The organism is Saccharothrix luteola, assembly GCF_020859565.1.
In the GTDB taxonomy this organism is placed as follows: domain Bacteria; phylum Actinomycetota; class Actinomycetes; order Mycobacteriales; family Pseudonocardiaceae; genus Actinosynnema; species Actinosynnema luteola.
The window spans coordinates 29,871-49,632 of the sequence record NZ_JAJHUO010000048.1 but is presented as its reverse complement, the minus strand read 5'-3'; the positions used below and the strand labels follow the sequence as shown (position 1 = coordinate 49,632).

The following is a 19,762-nucleotide window of genomic DNA, read 5'->3' as shown; positions in this document are numbered from 1 at the left end:
CGGGGGCCGCGGGGCCGGGCCCCCGCGTGGTGCCGGGGGGGGTGCACGATCGGTTCACCACCTGGCGCGGCGACCTCTACGAGGTACTGGTCGACGACCGCGGCCACTATCGTGCCGTCAGTCCGGACCCACGCGACGCCGAGCTGATCCGCCGGCTGCGCCGCGCCGGGCTCGTGGACATCGGACTCTGCTGTTCGCCGACGTCGACGGCCAGCCGCGCGAGACCCACCGGCTCGAGCCCAGCCGCGACAGCTGGACCGTGCTGCGCCGCTGGAGCGCCCTGCACACCCGACCCGGTGATCAGCGAGACAAGGAACAAGTCCGGAGGTAAGAGGGCAGACGGGTTCGGACCGGGGGTTGTCGATCCGCTCCAAGCACATCAGGTCGTGGCAGGGTTCGCGCCGATGAACCCGGCCCGAAAAGCACGGGCCGGAACCCCCGCCGCCCCCTTCGGGGCCCTGCCACGACCTGATCTGCGTTCCGCAGATCGACAACCCCCTCGGGGCCGAACCCGCTCGACGGAACTGCCGTCAGGCGAAGCCGACCCGAACGGGAGTGTCGGTGGCCAGATCACCGATCCGCAAGGGAGCTTTCGCCATGGCCGGAGAGACCGTCACCACCATCGTCGGCAACCTGACCGCCGACCCGGAGCTGCGTTTCACCCAGTCCGGCGCGGCCGTCGCGAACTTCACCGGCGCGTCCACCCCCCGCTCCTTCAATCGCCAGACCAACGAGTGGCGGGACGGTGAGGTGCTGTTCATGAAGTGCAGCGTCTGGTGCCAGTACGCCGAGAACGTCGCCGAGTCGCTGGCCCGCGGCACCCGCGTCATCGTCACCGGCCGCCTGCGGCAGCTCTCCGAGACTTCAACGAGCAGTCCGTGCCCAGCCCGTCGAGCGCGGACGCGGAACGTGACCGGCGTCGGATCGATGCGGGTTGGTCGTTGCGTACGGTGATGGAGATCCTGGGTAATCCGCGCTACACCGGTCGTCAGGTGTGGAACCGCACCAGTGCCGACCGTGCCACCCTCTCGCCGAGCGGGCGACGTGCCAGTGTCCGCAACGAGCAGCACGCCTGGGCGATCTCGACCGGCATCGCCCACACGCCGTTGGTGTCCGAGCAGGACTTCGTCACCGCCCAGACCATCCAGGCCACCAGGGACAGCACCCGCCAGGCCGACACCGATGGCGGTGAGCACGTCTACCTGTTGGCGGGCCGACTCCAGTGCGGGTTGTGCGGGCGGAAGATGGACTCGCACCGTTCCCACGGTCGGGCCGCGTACCGTTGCCGTCACGGTCACACCAGCGCCCGTACCCGACCGGAAGGCGCGCCGGGCAACCTCTATCTGCGCGAGGATTACCTGCTCGGCCGCATCGCCGCACACCTCACCGCCGTGGGCATCGCCGACAACCCGGGCCCGGAGCAGACCGCACGGCTTGTCGACGAACTCGGACTCGTCTTCCGCTGTGACACCGTCGGGGTTGCTCTGCTCGACCGCGGTACCACCGGGCGAGCACGCACACCACGCAGGCGCCTGGCACCGCAGCCCGTCCATGGCGGGACCGGGTCCGGAGATCGTGGAAAGGCGGGCGAGCAACTCCTGCTGACCTTGAGTCGTGCGACGGCTTCGGAGGCGGATCAGCCCGACGTGCTCGCGGGCCAGGTCGATGCTCCGGCTGACAGAGCTCGCCCCGCGCGCCGGCCTCTCCGGCGACTGCTTCCTTCCGCAGCGCCGCACGATCGACACCGGCAGACCGGGCTGCATGTCACCCTCCGCTCCACCCGTTCGCGATACGCATCCCGGGCCGGAGGTGTTGCGTGCCCGCCGCGGGACGAGCACGGCGGCGACCGCAGGCGACAGGTCGTGGGACGAGCTGGACGCCGCCCACTGCTCTTGCCTTCGCACCGGCAGACACGCTACGAGCAGCGACCATCGGGTAGGGTCGAAGCAGGGTCGGGAAACACAAAGCCCCACGAGACTTCCAGCTGACCTGGAAATGTCTCGCGGGGTAAATTATGTGTCCGAACACGCATCTGTGGGGAATTTCCAACTCGCCTTGAAGGGGAGTGGCTCATAAGTCCAGCTTAGCAGGGGTCTGGGGTGTCGTCGCAAGAGTGGGGAATTTCCCACTCGAACTTTCGCCCAGTGAAATCGGCAGGCGTCTTTACGGTCGCACTGGGTAGTCGTCGTTCAGTCGAGAAAGTGCTCCTGGGCCGGTCGGGAGCCCAGGTCGCAAAATGTGATTGATTGACTTCGGACGACTCAAAGACATTTGTTCTGCGGAGTCGCAACCCGCCTTCGGTGCGATCTTGTTGCCTTTCGTGATCCGCTGACTGTCCACATTGTCGGTGCGGTGGCGTACGGTGCCCGGAACCGCGGACTGGCTTCGTCTGCGGGGGATCGCGGGTGGGAGGGCTTCATGGGCGACCGGAGGAGCAAGGCGAAGTCGGGTGAGCAGGAGCGGCTTCTCCAGCGTCGGGAGCATGAGCGTGCGGTGCTGGCTGCCTTGTCCGGTTTCGGTGATCCGTTGGCTGCCGTGCACGCGATCGTGTCCTCGCCGTTGGGGATGCACCGGCATTTGACTCTGTCGTATGCGGTGAGGTTGGCGTTGCGGGCGGCGGTGCAGCGGCGTCCTGCGGTGCGGCCGGTGGGTGGTATGCGTGAGCTGATGGAGTCGCTGGTGGCGTTGGCCGGGCCCGTAGCGTCGTTGGAGGACACGGTTCCTTGGGATCCGCGAGTTCCCGCCGTGGGGGTCTTCCGGGGCCGTCCGTACCGGTTGTATCCGGGGATGTTGGAGCGTCCGTTGGCGTCGCTGCGGACGGCGGAGCTGGTCGCCCAGGCTGTGGACCCGGCTTTGAGGCGCATGCTGGGGTTCGGTGTCGGCGACTGGGTCGAGGTGTGCCTGATGCACACCGAGCGGGTGGTCGAGATCCTGGCGTCTGCGTGGCCTGCGGACGGCGAACCGGAGGTTGGGGACCTCCCGGTGGTTGGCACCGAGGAAATGCGGGCCGCTGAGGAAGTTCTGCTGTGGACTCCGCTGGGGCCGGAGGCGACGGAGGAACACCGCAAGGCGCTGGAGTGGGGAACGGTCCCGCTGGGTCGGCTGGAGGTCGACCTGCGGATGATGACCACGTGCTTCGGTACGGCTGTTGCAGTATCCGGTCCTGGTGGTGCGCGGTATGCGCTTCCGCTGCCGTACGTGACCGAGGCGTGGGAGTCCGGCATCGCGCAGTTGGCTGCCCGAGCCGCGGCGCGGTCGTTGCGGTCGCAGCAGGAGTGGCTGCGGATCGCGCGGGGTGAGGTCGGCAAGCTGCTGCACTCGCTGCACGATCTTCCGCCCGCTGACGTGTTCCAGGGACCTGCGGGACCGGTGATGCTCATCTTCTACGGCCGACGCCACGTCCTGGCTCTTGCGGTCGCGGCGCAGATCGGACCCAGGGGTGATGTCCGCGAGGCTGAGACCGCGTTGGCCGCGATCACACCGGGCGTCACCGTGCCCACCGATGCCGGGCCGCTGACCCTGCCGGAGGATGTGGAGATCGTGCGGGTGGTGGTGACCGCGCTGATCGGCACCTCGTTCATCGGGGTGACCGAGCCGGTCGCGATGATTTCTCTGGAGGACCTGGCGTGGATCGTCAAGACGTGTGAGCGTTCGGACGAGCTGTGGGCGTTCTTCCACGAGCAGGTGGTCACCAATGCGGATGTGGAGATGTTCGGTTGGGAGCCGGTGAACACCTGGCAGACGTGGCGGGCCAACGGCCAGGCTCTGCATCGAGCCGGTCTGCCGCCCACCGGCATCATGGTCGCCCCGCACCAGGTCGGTGACGAGGAGTGGGAGCTGGCGGGGCGGCGGGCTCCGCTGGAGTGGGCGTTGCACCGGCTCGGCCTGCCGCCGGTCAACCAGTTGGCGGTCGTCATGTCGGAGGGCGATCCGGTCAGCTTCGTGGCCGCCGACAGGGCCGCGTGGGCGTTGGGTCTGCTCGATCGCGCAGATCCGTGGCACGGGCCGCTGGTCGCCGAGGTGCTGCGAGGGTCGATGCCGTCGCATAAGGTGGCGTTCGCGTTCGACATGGTCGGGACGGCGTGCCGGGTGGCGCTGCAACTACGCGACGAGACGACAGCGGTACTGCGTGCTTGCGGCCTCGATCGGCTGGTGGTCGAGTTCGTGTACGAGGACGCCTCTGGCGAACCGTTGACACTGAAGGAGGGTGACAGCGGTGAGGGCGGGATCGTCATCCGGTGGACTTCCTCCCTGCAGCACCATGAGGTCGAGAACCCCGGATACGTTCAGCGTCGACTCGGTGAGCTGATCACGACCGCGTTGCTGCGCAACTGCGGCGACGATCAAGCAGCGGCGGTCGAGTCCCTGGCCGCCGCCTGGCCCACCGCGACCCGGGTGCTGGTGGTCTCGGCCGAGACCACCTTGAACAAGGCTCTCGACATGCGGCGGCCCGCGCCAGTGCCGGAGTGGGCGGTGTCGCAGGCCAACAGGCTGCTCGGCGTCCACCTGGTCGGCAGCGGGCAAGCGGCGGGGCGTCGCGACCACGCCGAGTCCAGGGCACTCGAACTGGAGCTGATCCTGCCCTGGCTGCGTCACCAGATGGAAGAGTGGTTCGCACGCTTTGACGCCTCCGCGGTGCTGCACCGGGCTGCGGAGGAGATCGAAGCAGTCGCCTTCACGCGCGAGGCGCACCGACGTCAACGTTTCAATCGCACGCAGATGCCACCGCGCTTGTCGGAGACCGGTGATCCGGAACTCGAACCGGACGGCGAGAGCCCCCTGGTCAAGCAGTCGGCGGTGTTGGCGACGCTGATGGAACTCTCCCTGGTGGCCGATCAGCAGGGCACAGCTGAACCCGATGACATCGAGTGGGCCCACCTGCTGGCCTTGGCCGGTTTGTTCGTCGACTCCACCACCCGCGCCGACGCCCTGCTGCACGAGATGAGCGGCGAAGTGACCGACGTGTCCGACCGCTTCGAGATCACCCTCCACGCCGGGGAGTCCACGGCCATCGACATCGAGGCGTTCAACGACGCCCGCCTACGCCACTACCAGCGGACGACCACGCGACCCGATACCGAGCAGGGACGCGGCCCTGACCCCGGCGAGATCCTGGCCCAGGTCGATCCGGCGATGCTAACCGACCTCGGCTGCACCGCCACGGCGCTGCTGGGCGCCTGCACGGTGCTCAGCGCCTGGCCGGTCACCAACGAACACCCGACTGCGGAAGTCGCGCTCGTCGACGTCGAGACCGAGCTAGTCGACCAACTCGACATCGACCGTGCGCAGGCGCAAGCCGCGCTGGCAGCCTTGACGCTGACCGGCGCCGACCTGGCCGCCGAACGCGTGCAACCGTGGAAAGCGCGGGCCCGCGACCACCGGCTCCTCACCCGACCTCTGATCCAGCTGACCGAGCACACGGTGCTGGTCCTGCCGTGGAACTCGGCGGCCACCGGACGGGTCACCAGCGGCTACCTCACCGACGGCCTGCTGCCGTGGCCTACCAGCCGCCTGGACCGCTGCCCGACGGTGCGCCGCGCCATCGACCAGGTTCGATTGCAGCGCACCAGGGTCCTAGAGGATCAGGTCGACGAGCAGTTGCGGAAGATGGGGTTCGTGGTACGCAGCCGCATCAAGCCCCACCACGCGCGCACGATCGGACTCGCCTCCCTGCCCGGCGAGATCGACCACATCGCGATGCACCCCGACAAGGGCGTCCTGTGGGTCATCGACGACAAGGATCTGGCCGAGGTGTTCACCCCGGCCGAGATCGCACGCGCGGTTCGGCAGTTCTACGATCCGAAGAAGGGCGAAGTCGGCAAGTTGCAAGCCAAGGTGGACACCGTCGCGGCGGATTGCGCGGCAGTCGCGGACGCCTTGGGCGTACCGATGCCGACGTCCGTCCAAGGACTGTTCGTCACAAGGCGCCCGAGCCCGGCGGCCTTCGTGCCACGGCCGCTCATGGCGTTCGTGACACTGGAGGAGTTCGACGGCCTGATGGCCGCCAGCTGACATGTCACCAGCTCGTTGGTCGACCTGATGTCACGCCGCCGGGAATGGGCCACTTCAGATCATTGATGGTCATGCCGTCCTCGTCGCGGCGGGGCGGCATGGCTTCGGACGGGCCGTTGAGTTGGTCTTCGCTCAGACCGTGGAAGAGTCCGTCTTCGCTGATCAGCGCGCCGCCGGTGTTTGCATCGAAGTTACGGCGATCCGGCTGCGGTAGACGTATGTTATTGCTCAGAAGATTGTCGGGGTGCATGTAGATGTGATGGCGAGCATGCCGTACCAATTCCTGGTTGATCCAATGAGCGTATGTCATCGGACCGGATTCGTCGAAGTCGGGAACGAAGACATACTGAACCGGCAACTTGTGTCGCGCTGGATCAGCAGTGCTGTATATCGGCTCAGTGGGGCAAGAAAAGCGTCGTGCCGTCCGGCCTGAGCAAGCGGTCGGAAACGCTGGTCCGAAGGACTGTCGATCTGGCGGCTGCGCCTGGTCGTCTCGTCTTCGGCTCATTGGCCACGACGATGTGGGAACTGACCGAAACATGGTTGGCGTATACGCCGTTGGTGAGGCGGGCTTCGGCTGACGCTGCCAGCGCTCAGAGTGGATAAGGGCTGGTCGGTAGGTGCATGATCGGATTACAGCGTTCGCAGAGGACTCGGCCTGGGCGCCTCCACAGAAGGCGTTCGCCACACCCCTCGCACTCCACGCTCGAGTCGGCAAGGTGCGACGCGTTGTAGCAATCGGTGGGCTCTGACGAGGCGCGGTCGGTCTCCGACGGTATTTTCGGGGTATAGCGGGCAGGGCCTCCGGTCAGCGACTCGTAGAGTCGCAGGTCGTTCGGTGGGACCAGGTACACGGTCCGGCCAGTGGCCATGAGTGGCACCGCTTTGCCGGCGGGGACTAGAGCTGCCACGTGATCCAGCGTCAGACCTGCCCACGGGTTGAGCTTCGGGTGATCGCCACCGCAGTGGCGGCGGTTGGCCGGGCATGTCTTGAAGTTGTGCACGGTGCACTTGGCGATGTCGACTCGGCGCAGACCGGTGGCCACGGCCGAGCCCCTGGGAGGAAGGTTGTCCCACGGGATGTGGTTGCAGCCCACCGAGGGCACCCGGTGGAACCACTTCGGTAAGCGCTCTGCGGGGGTGAACCACAGCGACAACCAGCCGGCTCGATGTGATCGAGCGGTGCGGCCACTCGCTGTCGACAGGTTGATGCGGGAGAGCTGGACCTCCACGCCGGTAGGGGTAGGCCCATGGATGGCGACGTCGAGGATGCTCCCTGTGCTCGTCGTGAACTCGGTGTCGCTGCGGTAGCCGGCGTCGTCGCCGGCCCGGTGCCAGTACTCCTTCTGCCGCTTGTGCTCGTCGCTCTCTCGGGCGATCTCATGCGTGCCATGGCCGCCGCCCGCGAAGTGGCTCGCGTAGTACTTGCCGTCGCGCCTGCGGACGAACATCTCGTCGTGGCCAGACACCGCTGGTTCCAGGCAGAGCAGCACGCGGTCGCCGCGCCCGATCTTGCCCCGCAGCGAGGCGACCGTCTGATAATCGCTCTCGGAGAGACGGGAGAGGTCCAACTCGCGGTTGTCCGGGACGTACAGCACACGCGTCGTCATGACGGCCCCGCATTCTCACGACCAGTAGGTGGTTGAGCGAAGAGCTGCGTACCGCGATGGTACGACGCCTGGCGAGCGGCACGAGTGGGCCCGGTGCACTACCGGGAAAGGGCCATGGGTGGTCGTCAGTATGGCGACGGCGGGGCGAGTCCCGTCGACTTGCGGATACTGTAACGGTCACCGCTGGGCCGTCACTGGCGAGACGCCTGACCTGCCCGAGTGGGTGCACAACTCCACACGGCCTCCACCACCCGAAGCCGTGTGCTCGGCATCGGGGTTTCTCCGCACCGTTGCGCCCCAGGATGGAGCGCCTTGATGAATGACATGTCTAGCGCACTGAGGTGCCCAGGGCTGTGCGGATGCTCTGCAGCGCAGTGTGCAGCGGGATGCGCTCCTGCTCGATACGTCGGTGTCGTGTCCATTGTGGTGAGCAAAGATCCTCGTACAGGGAGCGTTCCTCAGCGGTCAGGTGCGGTGTCGGGCTGGGGGTGCGTGGCTGCAGTGGCTTGCCGTGGCGGTCGACGCTGGTGCCGTAGCGTTCCCACCGCTGATAAACGGCGCGGTTCATCAGCAGTGACCGTGCGGGGATTCCGGCGGCACGGAATCCGGCGAGGATTTCGAAGCCGTCGGGGTCAATGTCGCCCCAGTAGAACACGGCGGGGGCGTCGGTGATCCAGGTGAAGGACGCTGCGGTGGTGCCGCCCCGTCCGCTGCCTTCCACGGCGATACCGCCGGTCAGCGGCGGGAAGTGGACCGCAGTGTCCTTGTTTTCGCTGATGATGATCACTTTTGGCGGATAGGGCAGAGGGAGGTTGTCGCCTACGGTGGCGCAGTCGTGTCGACGGCCGCCCGAACCGAGGTGTGCGGGGTCCAGGTAGGTGAGGTGTAGGCGGGGCGGGTGGGGCGGCAGCAGGTGCAGTTCGTCGACGCCGGCGAGTTCGCGCAGCAACGCGTGCCGGGTGTTGAGCCATTTGGCGTGCAGTCCTTCGATCGGCACCTGTCGAGGCGTGAGCGACGCGGGCGGGCCGGTGACGGCGCGTTCAGCGAACCAGTCCGCAGCGCGGCTGAGCAGGTCGAAGTCCACCTCGTCGTAGTCGACGACCTGGCGCAGCACGGCGGCAGGGGAGCGCGGCAGCGGGTTCCGGCGTAGCAGGATCCGCGCGCGGGCGCGGGCGGTGGCCAGCGTGTCGTGCCAGCCAGTGATGCGGGCGGCGGTGTCGATGTCATCGACGAGCAGGTGGGTGGGCAGGTGCTGTTCGGTGCCGTGGACGCGGCGTATCCGCCAGCGCAGCGTCATGCCGTGCCGATCGGCCCACTCGCGCCAGTCGCGGACCAGGCCCACGACGTCGCCGAAGTGGGCTGCCAGCACGGTGGCGTCGGGCTGTCCCAGCGGGAACGCGTGCGGCCATGCTGGCGCGGCGCCAGCATCGAACGCCGACTCCGCCGTATCCGGTTCAATCTGTGGTGTCGGGTGGCCCGCGCCGGGCGTGTGGCACTGGTGCTCCCGTAGGACGGTGTCCGGCCAGCTGCGTTCCAGGCGTCGTCGGACGTCGTGAACCACCAGGTGGGGTGTCCTGATCCCGGCGATCGGGTCGGTGATGGTCCGATCGCCGCCGGTCAGGTCGCCGCTGCGGGCCGTGCCGCGTGCTCGGCCGGTCATCAGCTGCTGCCCCGTCCTGTGGTGTCTTCGGGTATGGACGAGCCGCCCGGATCGGCCGGTGTGGCGGTGGAGGTGTCGTTGTCTGCTACCAGGCTGTCCAAGGTGTCGCGGAAGGCTTGGCGGTCCTTGAGGTTCCCCCGCTAACTCGGTGGCTTTCCAGACATGGTCCGATAGGGCCTGAAGGGAGTCGTCCGTGGCACCACCGAAGAAGTACCCCGACGAGTTGAGGTCCCGTGCGGTCCGGTTGTACCGGGAGTCGGACCCCAGGCCGGTGATCCGGCGCCTGGCCGAGCAGCTGGGTGTGCATCACGAGGCGTTGCGGAACTGGATCCGGCAGGACGAGGCCGACCGCGGCGAACGTGGCGACCGGCCCACCTCGACCGAGTCCGAGGAGTTGCGCCGGCTGCGGCGGGAGAACGCGGAACTCAAGCGCGCCAACGAGATCCTGAGGACCGCGTCCGCGTTTTTCGCGGCGGAACTCGACCCGACCCGGCGACGGTCGTGAAGCTCGTGGAGCAGCTTCGCGGCCGTTTCGGGGTCGAGTTCGTCCTCCGGGTACTGGGTGTCGCCTCCTCCACCTACCACGGTTGGGTGGCCCGGCAGTCCGACCCGTCCCGCCGTGAGCGCGAGGACGAGGCGGTCACCGCCGAGATCGTCGACATCCACACCGCCTCCGGTGGGACCTACGGCAGTCCGCGGGTGCACCAGGTCCTGCGCCGCAGGGGCATCCGCGTGTCGCGCAAGCGGGTCGAGCGGCTGATGCGCCAGGCCGGCCTGCAGGGCGCCTTCCTGCGCAAACAGTGGCGGACGTCGTCGACCAGGCGGGATCCGCAGGCCGCACCGGCGCCCGATCGGGTGAACCGGGACTTCACCGCGTCCGCGCCGGACCGGTTGTGGGTGGCCGACGCGACCCGGATCCGCACCGGCGAGGGTGTGTTCTGGCTCGCGGCGGTGCGCGACGCGTTCTCCAACCGGATCGTGGGCTGGAAGACCTCCGACCGCTGCGACACCGACCTGGTGCTCGGTGCCTTGGAGTACGCGATCTGGTCGCGCGACGTGCGCGACGGGCAGTTGATCCACCACAGCGACCGCGGGTCGACCTACACGGCCTTCCGATTCGCGGAACGGTTGGCGGACAACGGGATCCTGCCTTCCATGGGGTCGGTCGGCGACTCGTATGACAACGCCCTGATGGAGAACTTCTTCTCCACGTTGAAGATCGAGTTGGTCTACCGCCGCTCCTGGCGCACCCGTGACGAGGCCGAGAACGAGCTGTTCCGCTATATCGACGGGTTCTACAACACCGAACGCATCCAGAAGGACCTCGGCTGGCTCAGTCCCGACGAGTACGAAGCCGCCTGGCACGCCGCCCAGGCCGAACCGACTACCATCCCGGCATCACCGACCCGATCCAGGTAATAACCACCTCGAGTTATCGGGGGAAGCTCACCTTGACCGGGTGAAGGAACGAGCGCTGTGTCCGGGTGTCCTTGGTGATCACCAGCAGTGCGTTCATGTGCGGTTCCAGGCCGGTCACCTTGTCCAGCGGGGCGCCGATGACGAGTTGGAAGCCCAGCCCCCGCCAGGCCTGCACCGCGCGGCCAGCGAACTCGGCGTCGGCTTTGATGAATCCCTCGTCGAGGAACACCGGGGCGAACCGCGGTCGATCGCGCAGTTCGTCGCCCAGCCGGAACCTCAGCGCCGCGCCGACGATGAACGCGATGAGTTCCTGTGACTCGCCGCCCGACTTGCCGCCCAGCGACGAGTGGGTGGACACCAGTTGGCCGGTCTGCTGGTCGTAGCACTCGGCGGTGACGGTGACGTGTTTGCGCACGTCGAGCAGTTGGTCGCGGTCGCGCTCAACCGCGCCTGTCTTCGTCGTGCCGCCGCGGCCGGGGGTGGCTCGCAGGCCGCGCGGATCGTCCTTGGTTCGGATTTGGTCCATGAAGGCCTGTAGATCCTGGAACCGCTGTTCCAGGGCATGGTCGTCCAGATGTGTGGTTGCCGTGGACGAAAGCTGGGCCAGCTCGCGGCGGAACGTGGTGACGTGCTCGAAGCGTTGTCTGCGCATCCGGATGCGCAGACGGTTGGCGTTCGCGCCGAACGGCAGTGCGCCGAGGATGGCGTTGATCGGTTCCAGGCGCCGTTCGATCTCATCGATCGCGTCGCCCATCGAATGGGCCAGCGGTACGAGGTCCTCGCCGGACCAGTCGGTCAGCCGGCGTCGCCACTGGTCGCGACGGGTGTGCAGGCCGGTGGCCTCGATGTCGTCGTAGAGGCGTGCGTAGTCGGCGTAGGAGTCCAGCGTCTTGCCGAGTTTGGGGTCGTACCAGTTGTGCTGGAATTGCACGAACCGGTCCTCGATGAGACTGGTGAGCTGGGTAATCCGTTGGCCGGACACATCGGCCTGCTCACGTAGTCGTCGGCGGAGCGCGACCAGGTATTTGGGGAAATCGGCGAGGATGTTGTCGCGGTCGGCGGTGACGGTGGCGAAGTGCCGATCCAGTTCCCGTGTCTGCTCGTCGGTGAGCACGACCCGCTGTTCGCGGTCCAGGCGCTGCAGCTCGCCGACCACCTCGTCCTGACGGTCGACCAGCTGGTTCCACAGCTCGTTCAATTCTTTGTGGTGGCGTTGGCAGCCGTACACCTGGTTCCGGGCCTGTTCGACCTGGCCCTCCAGATCCTCGATGTGTTTCTGCAGGGCCTGGAGCCGGGTGTTGTCGTCGAGGATAGCCTGGCGTTGCCGCCGCAGGGCGGCGATGCGTTCGTCCGAGCCGGGCACGTCGATGTCATCCCAGCTCAGCCGGGCCACCGCCTGGCAGGCACCGATGCGTCGCTGCAGTGTGCCCTGCTCGGCTTCGACAGCCTTGACCGCCTGCCCGGTGGATCGCAGGTCGCGTTCGATGTCGGCGAGTTCCTGGTCGATGTCGGCGAGGGTGTCGGTGTTGGAGAAGCCGATGATGTTGTGCCGGTCGGCGCGTCCGTGCGAGCCGCGGCGACCCCGTCGGGTTTGCCCCGCGGGGGTGACCCGGTAGCCGTGCCCTGCCAGGTCGGCCGCGGTCGGCACGCACAGCGCGTTGAGGGACGCGTCGCTGACGTGCTCGAATACCCACGAGGTGAACGGGGTGGCCTTGAATTGCAGTTTTCCGGCGATCCGCTGTGAGTCGGCTGCTGCGATGCGCGTCGGATTCCACGGTTGCAGGGTGACGCCTTCGAACGTGATCCGGCCGGTCAGGTGCAGCGGGTCGATCTTCCGGGAGAAGTCCTCCAACCGGTCGCCGGGCACCAGCAGCAGCCGTGCGCTGGCGCCCAGGACGGTCTCGATCGCCGTGCGCCACTGCTGCTGGCCGTCGACAACGTCGATCAACTCGGCGAGGAACGGCAACTCTTCCGCCGCGAGCCCGGCCGCCTGCGCGACTTGGACGCGCAGTGCGTCGAGCCACGGCGGAACACGACCGCTACGCCCCTCGTAGGACGCCCGCTCTGTCCTCAGTTCGGTTCGCCGCTGTAGAAGAGGGAACTGCCGCTTCTGCAGGATTCTGTCACGACGCTGCTGCAGTTCGACGGCTGTGGAGTCCGCGGCATCGACCAACGCTGTCGCGGCCTCGCGCAGTGCCTGGTAGTCCACCGCCGAGTCCAATCCGCCAGGCAGATGACCGCTCAGGGCGACCGTGTCGCGGGCCAGGACCGTACGGCGCTGGTCACGTTCGTTACGGCGCGCGGTCTCCACCTGAAGGTCGTCGTCGATCCGCCGCAAGGTTCCCCCGCCTGCGGCGTCGTGGTCGGCCTGGGCCTGTGTCAGGGCCCGCTCTTGCTCGGCGCGTGCGAGCTGTGCCGTGGCCAAGGCCTTCTCGGCGTGGTCGCGCTGCTTGCGGTTGGTGTCGACAGCGGCGGTGAGCAGGGCGTCCTCGGTGCGTGACGCCCATAGCGCGACGGGTGAGTCGGCGCCCAGATCCAGGCCGAAACCGTCGATGGCCCCGATCCGGTCGCGTGCCTGACACAGCTCGTCGTACCAGGCTTTCACCGGGGCGAGCGTCTCGGCTTTGAGCTGCTCGGTGTGCATGGTCAGGTAGGCGTCCTCGAGCGCGTTGAAGTGCTCGATGGCTCGGTCGGCGTCGTCGTAGGTAGCGGGCCGTTCGAGGACCATCTCCTTGTACAACTCGTCGACGGTGCGGATCTGCTGGCCAGCCTGCACGCGGGCCAGCAGCCGCAGTGCCTTGCTGCCGTCGCCGCCCGCGCCGATGCCCAGCCGGGTGAACAGTTGCTGGGAGAACGTGGAGTACCGCTCGTGGTGTACGGCGCCGGGGATCCGTGCCTTGACCTGGGCGGGGGCGAACGGCGACGGGCGGGTGGTGGTCAGCGGCGCCAGGTCGGCCAGGTCGAGGGTGCCGTCGAAGGTGAACATGCGACTGAGCACATCGGCGAATCGGGTGACGCGGGCCGCGGCGTAGTAGAGCCGGAAGGCGGTGAAACGCCGCCCACGGTCGTCGACGAAGGTCGCCGCGACCGCACCCCAGGTGTCGGTTCCGTCCCCGCGCAGCACTTTGGGCTTGTCCGCGCCGTCGGCGTCCTCGGTGGTGTCGGTCTGCCCACGCAGGTAGGACAGCAGGTTGCGTTGTTCGGCCGAGCGCGCCCGACCACGCACGGCGTCGTTGGAGGCGCCGTTGAACGGGGTGTCCGACGGCTGCATCAAGGCCAGCCACGCGTCCTGGATGGTGGACTTCCCGGTCCCGGATGCCCCCGACATCAGTGTGGAGTCGCGGTCGAACTCGATCAGCCGGCGTCCCTCGAAGCCGCCCCAGTTGACCAGTTGTATGCTTTCCAGGCGGTGTTGCACGGTGGCCGGTGCCGTCTCCCGGCGCGCATCCGATGCCCGTGTGGCCGGGGCGGGGGCAGGGCCGGTCGCCGTGGACGACCGGGCGGAATCCGCAGGAGCGCCGGGTACGACGTCCTTGGCGGAAGCCGGGGCGATCGAGGGCGCGGCGGTCGGGCCGGGCCGTGGTCGGATGTCCGCCCGCAGGTCGCCCAACTCCAGGGTCATCTCCTCGGTCATCGTCGACTACTTTCATTCACCGCTGTCGGCGGCGTGGTCGGGTGCCGTCGCGGTGACGGAGGCAGCAGGAGAGCGGTCGGCGGGCGTGGTCGGGTCCCCGGCGCCGTCGGTGTTCTGTTGCCGCAGCCAGGCGAGCAGTTCGGTGAGCCTGGACAGCGGCATGAGCGTGTCGATGGCGCGTGCGACCTCGAACCGTTCACCGGTTTTGCGGCCGATCAGCAATCCGGTCTTGAACACCTTCTCGATCGCCCGCTCGACCCTGCCGCGGTCACCGACCTTGTCGGTGGCGTGGGCGGGCCGGAACCGTGTCACGTAGTCGTGGATGTCGTCGCGGTCGACGAACACCCGGCCGGTGCCGGCGGCCTGCTCGGTATGCGACCGGGTGCGCAGGCACAGCAGCACGATGGTCTCCTCGCGGGTCCACGCCTGGTCGTAGAACAGCGTCGGGAATCGTCGTCCGCCACCCTCCGGTGTCGCCTGCCGGGTGAAGGCGACCTCACGCTGGGTGTCCAATTCCAGGACCATGAACAGGTCGTTGAGGCGGGCGCGGATGGGGCGTGGATTGCCGATGAGAGTCCGCCAGTCCCGTGGGTGGGTCTGGGCGCTGATGAACGGATGTTTGATCAGGTGCACCAAAGCTTGCCGTTGGGCGAACAACAACGCGCCCTCGTCGCTTTCGAACAGCGAGAGCGTCGAGGTGCTCTCCGTGTCGCCGTCGTCGTCCAGGTCGGGGAACTCCTCGCCCACACGGCCGTGCACATCGGGTTTCTCCGGCTCAGGCCATGCCGTCGTGTCCTCGACATCGGTATCTGCGGTCGGGTCACCGATCGATGTGGCCTGATCCTGCGTGCTGCGGGATGTCACGACGTGCAGGGACGCGGCGGGCTCGTCGCCGAGGTTGTGGGTCATGCCGATTCCTCCCGTCGCTCGTCCCGGTGCGGGCTGTCGTTCCCGCTGCGTGTCCGCTCGGCGTCTCCGTCGGCCGACACCGCTGCGGTCGTGCCGTCGTCCGCGCCAGCCGTGGCGGGGCCGTGGGCGGGGACGATCTTGGGCACCTCCAGTGATCGACGGCTGCCGTCGGGGCGCACCGTGTCGTACACCTCGGTCTCCTCGGTCACGGCCAGAGCGTCGGTGTTGGTGGCAAGGTGCAACAGGCCGTAGATCTCCACCGGCCGCCGCAACGCATTCGGGAACCCGCGGAACAGGCCACCCGCCGAGTCCGGCGCACCGGATGTGCCCAGCGTCGACAACCGTGCTCGCAGCGCGTCCAGCGAGGGGCCTCCCTGCATCAGCAACTCCCGCATCGACGGCGCGGCGGGCTGGTCGGCCGAGACGTCCACCAGCGGCGGCGGTGGCGCGGACGTTTCGGCGTCGTGGAACCGTTCGCGCAGCAGCGACACCTCGATCTCCGCTGGCAGCAACGACACCGGCACCCGGGTCTTCGGCCCGCCACGCAGCATCCACACGGTGATCTCCGACTCCAGCGCCCGCAACGTCGCGTCCAGTTCACGGTCGCGGGTGCGGTCGTAGGTGGTGATGAACTCCTTGAGCGCCGAGGTCGCCCGCCCTCGTTCCACGATCACCCGACTCATGCCACGCCGGATCATCGACACGGTGCCGCGCAGGTCCGCACGATCGGAGTCGGTGAGGATGTCCCCGGCCAACGGGTGGTCCAGAAGGTCGGCGATGTCCTCACGCAACTGCTCGACCAGGACCTGGTCGCGCAGGAGGTCGAAGGCACCCTTGAACGCCCGACCCTCGGGGGTGGCCTCCTCCAGCGAGTCGGCCTGTCTCAGGTACTCGTCGACGGTCTGCCCCGCGGGTCTGTCCTCACCGCGCAGCGACACGAAGATCTGATCACGCAAAGTGGTGAACGACTCCGACACGCGCGCGAAGTCCGAGGGCAGACCGGCGACCAGTTCGGTCAGCTCGGAGAAGCCCTGCAACATGTAGTCGGCGCCCACCGCGGGCATGTCCCCACCGGCGAGCAGCCGGTCCCGTTCCCGGGTCAGACGCCCGATCTCGGCATCCAGGATGTTCACTCGCGCCGCCCGGTCCGGATTGGCCACCCTGTTGAAGCGGCGGACCTGCTCGAGGATGGTGGCGATCCGGTGCTCCGAGAGGGTGGCGCGTTCCCTGGTCAACTGCTCGACCAGCCGCAACGCGTCCTGGGCGTGCGAGGTGAGCGTGTACTGCTCGGTGCCGTCCTCTGTCGGAGACCGGATGAGCCACTGATCCGACACCCACTTGCGGCACAACCCGCGCCCCGACCCCGCTGGCACCTCCCGGTCGGCCAGCCCCGATAACCGCAACTCGGCGAGGAACGCCTCGACCATCTCGTGTAACCGGGCCGCGGGCACGGCCGGGACCTCACGGGAGAACGCCGAACGGAACACCGCGATCACCACCGGCGCGTGCCCTTGGTGCAACAAGGACAGCGTGGGTTGCTCGAACGCCTCCTTCACCCGAGCACGATCAGCGACGACGCCCGACATCCCCCCACCTCCCACAATCGCGCACGCGCTGGCTGGCACGACATCCCGCCCACCCGCCCGAGCGCGCATGACGGCTCGACAGTCGCCATCGATCTCACCGCCGCGTCGGGCGGCCCGGTGCCCCTCGACGACACCAACCGGCATCGGCATCATCGGGCGATCGTCTCCACCGCGCCGCTGACGGACAGGATCCGGATACGGCAAAGGGCCCGGCACATCCCAGCGCGCGGAGCGTGTCAAGCCCTTCACCCGCCCATCGCCGACGCCCGCGACAGCGTTAGCCACATCGGAGCGGTCGGAACGACCAGTCGGCCCATAAGCCGCAGAAGTACGGAGTACATCGCTTCTGGGATCGGAGCCGACTGGTCTGCCTGGACGCCTATGCACGCCATCTGCCGCCGCGCACCGGCTGTCCAGGGCAGGCTGGACGCACTGAGCCTTTTCCAACCTCATCCAGCGTTGAGGTGAAGTGTGAGGACGGCTCTGGTCAGGTCGGTGATGCGGGTGGTGGAGCAGCGGAGTTTGCGTAGCAGCCGCCAGGCCTTCAGGGTCGAGACGGATCGTTCTCCGAGGGCGCGGATACGGGCATGCGAGCGGTTGACGGCCTGCTGACCGGGCGAGAGGTTGTGCCACTTGCCGCGATAGGGCACGCGGACCGGGCCGCTGGCACCCCGGTATGCCTTGTCCGCCCAGCATGGGATGTCCGCTGCGGTCAGGGCGTCGACGATGCCGTGGGCGCGGGCCGCGGTCAGGTCGTGGGTCGAGCAGGGCAGCGCGGGCGAGGTCCACAGCAGTCGCCCGGCGGGGTCGGCGAGGACTTGGACGTTCATGCCGTGGCGCTTGTGTTTTCCCGAGTAGTACGGCCGGTCGGCGGCGATGCGGTCGATGGGCAGCAGGGTGCGGTCGAGGATGACGTAGGCCTTGCGCGTGGCGACTTTCACCGCGTCGCCAGGTCCGGTGCCAGTGCCACCAGGAGCTGGACGGCTTCGTGGATGTAGCGGCAGACGGTGGCCAGGCCGACGCTGAACCCCGCGGACACGCGGCTGTAGGTGTCGCCGCAGCGTAGGTGCGCCAGCACCAGCAGGGCCTGGCGTCCGGGATCGAGCCTGCGCCACCTGCCGCCGATCCCGACGATGCCGCGGAGTGGGTGCACTCCCGGCAGATTCTGCACCTCCGGCTACGCGGAGTGACACGGGATGAGGACTTCTGGAGACTGGTGCGCAGCCTCCAGACGACCGGCGGCGACCGTAGCGAACGGACCACGCAGCGGCTTGAAGCCGAGGCGCTGCGCGCCATGGTGGACGGCAAGCCGCACGTGGCTGTACCGGTGTTGCGGGCGTATCTGCGCTTCGCTCACGCGACGGGAAATTGGGGACGGGTACAGGACGCACGATCCCTGCTCGCCTCGGCGTACCAGGCTGCTGGCGTACTCGAACCCGCTGCGGCGCTGCTCATCCTGGCGGGGCAGGCCAAGCAGGCGGCCGAGCTCGCGAAGCGCGCCGGTGACCGCTACCTCGATGTCCGCCCTCATCTGGGCGCCTCGGGCGCCTCGGCGCGGGCCGCCGCGTTCCGGGTACTCGCTGTGCAGGGTGACCTGGTCCCCGACGACCAGGTCGACGAGATCGCCGCCACTGCGCTCGATGTTCTGCGACAAGAGCGAGCCGGTGTGCTGCGTGACAATCCCCGTTACGGGCCGTTCGTCCGCTTGGAGGCGCTCAAGGTACTGGCAGAGCTGGCCGATAGGATCACACCTGAAGCAGCTGCGGAGCTGCTCGACTACCTGCTTCCTTGCGTCCCGCGAAAATCTCACAACTCCCACCACACCGACGACAGCCATGTCCGTGCTTGCGTGGGCATCGCCGCCGGTCACCCGGCACTGCGTGTCGATGCAATTGGGCAGTTGCTGGACTTGGTGGCCGCAAATGACTCCGGTGTCTCGCGCAAGGCGGAGTACGAAGCGCACAACCTGTTCTTGGACTACCCCGAACTCGTACGCGACCGCCTCGGCACGCTCGCCTCTGATGGCAACCGCTACGCGGCCTCGCTGCTGTCCCGGATTACCGACGAACCAACGGAAGTGCAACTGAATGCGGCACAAGCCGCGAGCGCCAACCTCAGCGCAACCCTGGACAACACGGCGACTTCCATCGGTCTCGGCACCGACGCCGAACGTCAGGCGCTGCTGGCGATGTCCTTGCCGAAAGAAGACCGCAAGAACCTGGTCCGCATACAACTGGAACGGGTGCGATCACCGTACGAGCCGGGGTGGAACCGCAGTGACTACTTCCTCGCCGCCGGTCACCTCGCCCACGATCTCGACGACGTGGACGAGTTCTTCGAGCAAGCGATGGAGCATGCCGCCGATTCCACGCCGACAGCAGCCGACCTGGCGCTGAACATGAGCAGTGACCCGCTGGGGCCAGTCCAGGTCAGCGGCATGACCCTGGACACCCGCCCGTACGCGCTGGTGCTAGCCGCATCCCTCGCCCGGACACAGGATCAGCGGGACCGGGTCCGCAACCGTGCGATCAACCTGCTCGGCACGAGCGAGAGCAGCGGCCGACTCGTCGTGCGCGCACTGCGCACAGTCAAGCCGGACGACCTGGCCAGAGACGTACCGCTGCTCGCGGTGCAACAGGACTGGGCCGCTCGCGCACTCGCAGGCATCACCTGGGCGGCCGGTGAACCCAACGACGCCATGATCGGCCTGCTCCTCGCCGAGGACCGCGACCAACGAGTCCGGCGCTCCCTCGCAGACGGACTACGCCACGCGGTCACCACACCGACGATCAAGGCGGTCCAGGACAAACTCCGTACCGACCCCCGCTTCAGCGTCCGACGACTCGTGGGGCGCACCCTTGATGTGCTGGCCGGTGCCACGCGGCCACCCGCGGTTACGGACTGCACGCCTTCGGCGCAACGCTGAGTACGA

The 19,762-nt window shown here is 67.9% G+C and carries 11 protein-coding genes and 2 pseudogenes; 6 read left to right on the top strand and 7 right to left on the bottom strand.

The annotated features are described in order from the left end of the window. Positions 1-597 precede the first annotated feature (597 nt). The 3 genes and pseudogenes from ssb to LNK82_RS43830 form a co-directional block, all read left to right on the top strand. Positions 598-858, top strand: a pseudogene (gene ssb / locus LNK82_RS43840) (single-stranded DNA-binding protein); the annotation flags it as partial. Then, positions 765-1,988: a recombinase family protein gene (locus LNK82_RS43835; protein WP_308257532.1), complete on the top strand. Its 1,224-nt coding sequence runs from the start codon at positions 765-767 to the stop codon at positions 1,986-1,988. The pseudogene ssb and the gene LNK82_RS43835, both read left to right, overlap by 94 nt. 430 nt (positions 1,989-2,418) lie before the next feature. Then, positions 2,419-6,012 carry a hypothetical protein gene (locus tag LNK82_RS43830; RefSeq protein WP_230572729.1) on the top strand — a complete coding sequence of 1,198 codons (3,594 nt, stop codon included), beginning with the start codon at positions 2,419-2,421 and terminating at the stop codon, positions 6,010-6,012. A 4-nt stretch (positions 6,013-6,016) separates the two neighbouring features. Here LNK82_RS43830 and LNK82_RS43825 read toward each other — a convergent pair whose 3' ends face one another. From LNK82_RS43825 to LNK82_RS43815, 3 genes are all read right to left on the bottom strand, one after another. After that, positions 6,017-6,370 (bottom strand): hypothetical protein, encoded by a 354-nt coding sequence (locus LNK82_RS43825; protein WP_230572728.1) that lies wholly within the window; start codon positions 6,368-6,370, stop codon positions 6,017-6,019. Between the two features lie 235 nt (positions 6,371-6,605). Then, entirely contained in the window at positions 6,606-7,622 is a 1,017-nt protein-coding gene (locus LNK82_RS43820) for a competence protein CoiA family protein (RefSeq protein WP_230572727.1), read from the bottom strand. Between the two features lie 328 nt (positions 7,623-7,950). Beyond that, the gene (locus tag LNK82_RS43815; protein WP_230572726.1) at positions 7,951-9,282 is read right to left on the bottom strand and encodes a DUF3322 and DUF2220 domain-containing protein; all 1,332 of its coding nucleotides are present in this window, start codon (positions 9,280-9,282) and stop codon (positions 7,951-7,953) included. A 193-nt stretch (positions 9,283-9,475) separates the two neighbouring features. Between LNK82_RS43815 and LNK82_RS48085 the strand changes: the two genes are divergently transcribed. Together LNK82_RS48085 and LNK82_RS43805 are read left to right on the top strand one after the other, a co-directional pair. Then, complete coding sequence (locus LNK82_RS48085) at positions 9,476-9,787, top strand: transposase (protein WP_230572725.1); 312 nt, start codon at positions 9,476-9,478, stop codon at positions 9,785-9,787. A 5-nt stretch (positions 9,788-9,792) separates the two neighbouring features. Beyond that, the gene (locus LNK82_RS43805) at positions 9,793-10,701 is read left to right on the top strand and encodes an IS3 family transposase (protein ID WP_230572724.1); all 909 of its coding nucleotides are present in this window, start codon (positions 9,793-9,795) and stop codon (positions 10,699-10,701) included. Between the two features lie 13 nt (positions 10,702-10,714). Here LNK82_RS43805 and LNK82_RS43800 read toward each other — a convergent pair whose 3' ends face one another. The 4 genes and pseudogenes from LNK82_RS43800 to LNK82_RS43785 all read right to left on the bottom strand — a co-directional run bounded on the left by LNK82_RS43800 (position 10,715) and on the right by LNK82_RS43785 (position 18,023). Beyond that, on the bottom strand, positions 10,715-14,335 hold the full coding sequence (locus LNK82_RS43800; RefSeq protein WP_230572723.1) for an ATP-binding protein: 3,621 nt from the start codon (positions 14,333-14,335) through the stop codon (positions 10,715-10,717). A 12-nt stretch (positions 14,336-14,347) separates the two neighbouring features. Beyond that, the gene (locus LNK82_RS43795) at positions 14,348-15,244 is read right to left on the bottom strand and encodes a DUF4194 domain-containing protein (RefSeq protein ID WP_230572722.1); all 897 of its coding nucleotides are present in this window, start codon (positions 15,242-15,244) and stop codon (positions 14,348-14,350) included. Then, positions 15,241-16,830 (bottom strand): DUF3375 domain-containing protein, encoded by a 1,590-nt coding sequence (locus LNK82_RS43790; RefSeq protein ID WP_230572721.1) that lies wholly within the window; start codon positions 16,828-16,830, stop codon positions 15,241-15,243. The genes LNK82_RS43795 and LNK82_RS43790 overlap by 4 nt, the downstream gene beginning before the upstream one ends. Before the next feature lie 449 nt (positions 16,831-17,279). Further along, positions 17,280-18,023 (bottom strand): annotated as a pseudogene (locus LNK82_RS43785) (transposase family protein). Positions 18,024-18,046: 23 nt separating this feature from the next. Here LNK82_RS43785 and LNK82_RS43780 point away from each other — a divergent pair. After that, positions 18,047-19,756, top strand: a complete 1,710-nt coding sequence (locus tag LNK82_RS43780; RefSeq protein ID WP_230572720.1) for a hypothetical protein — start codon at positions 18,047-18,049, stop codon at positions 19,754-19,756. The last annotated feature ends 6 nt before the right edge of the window (positions 19,757-19,762 follow it).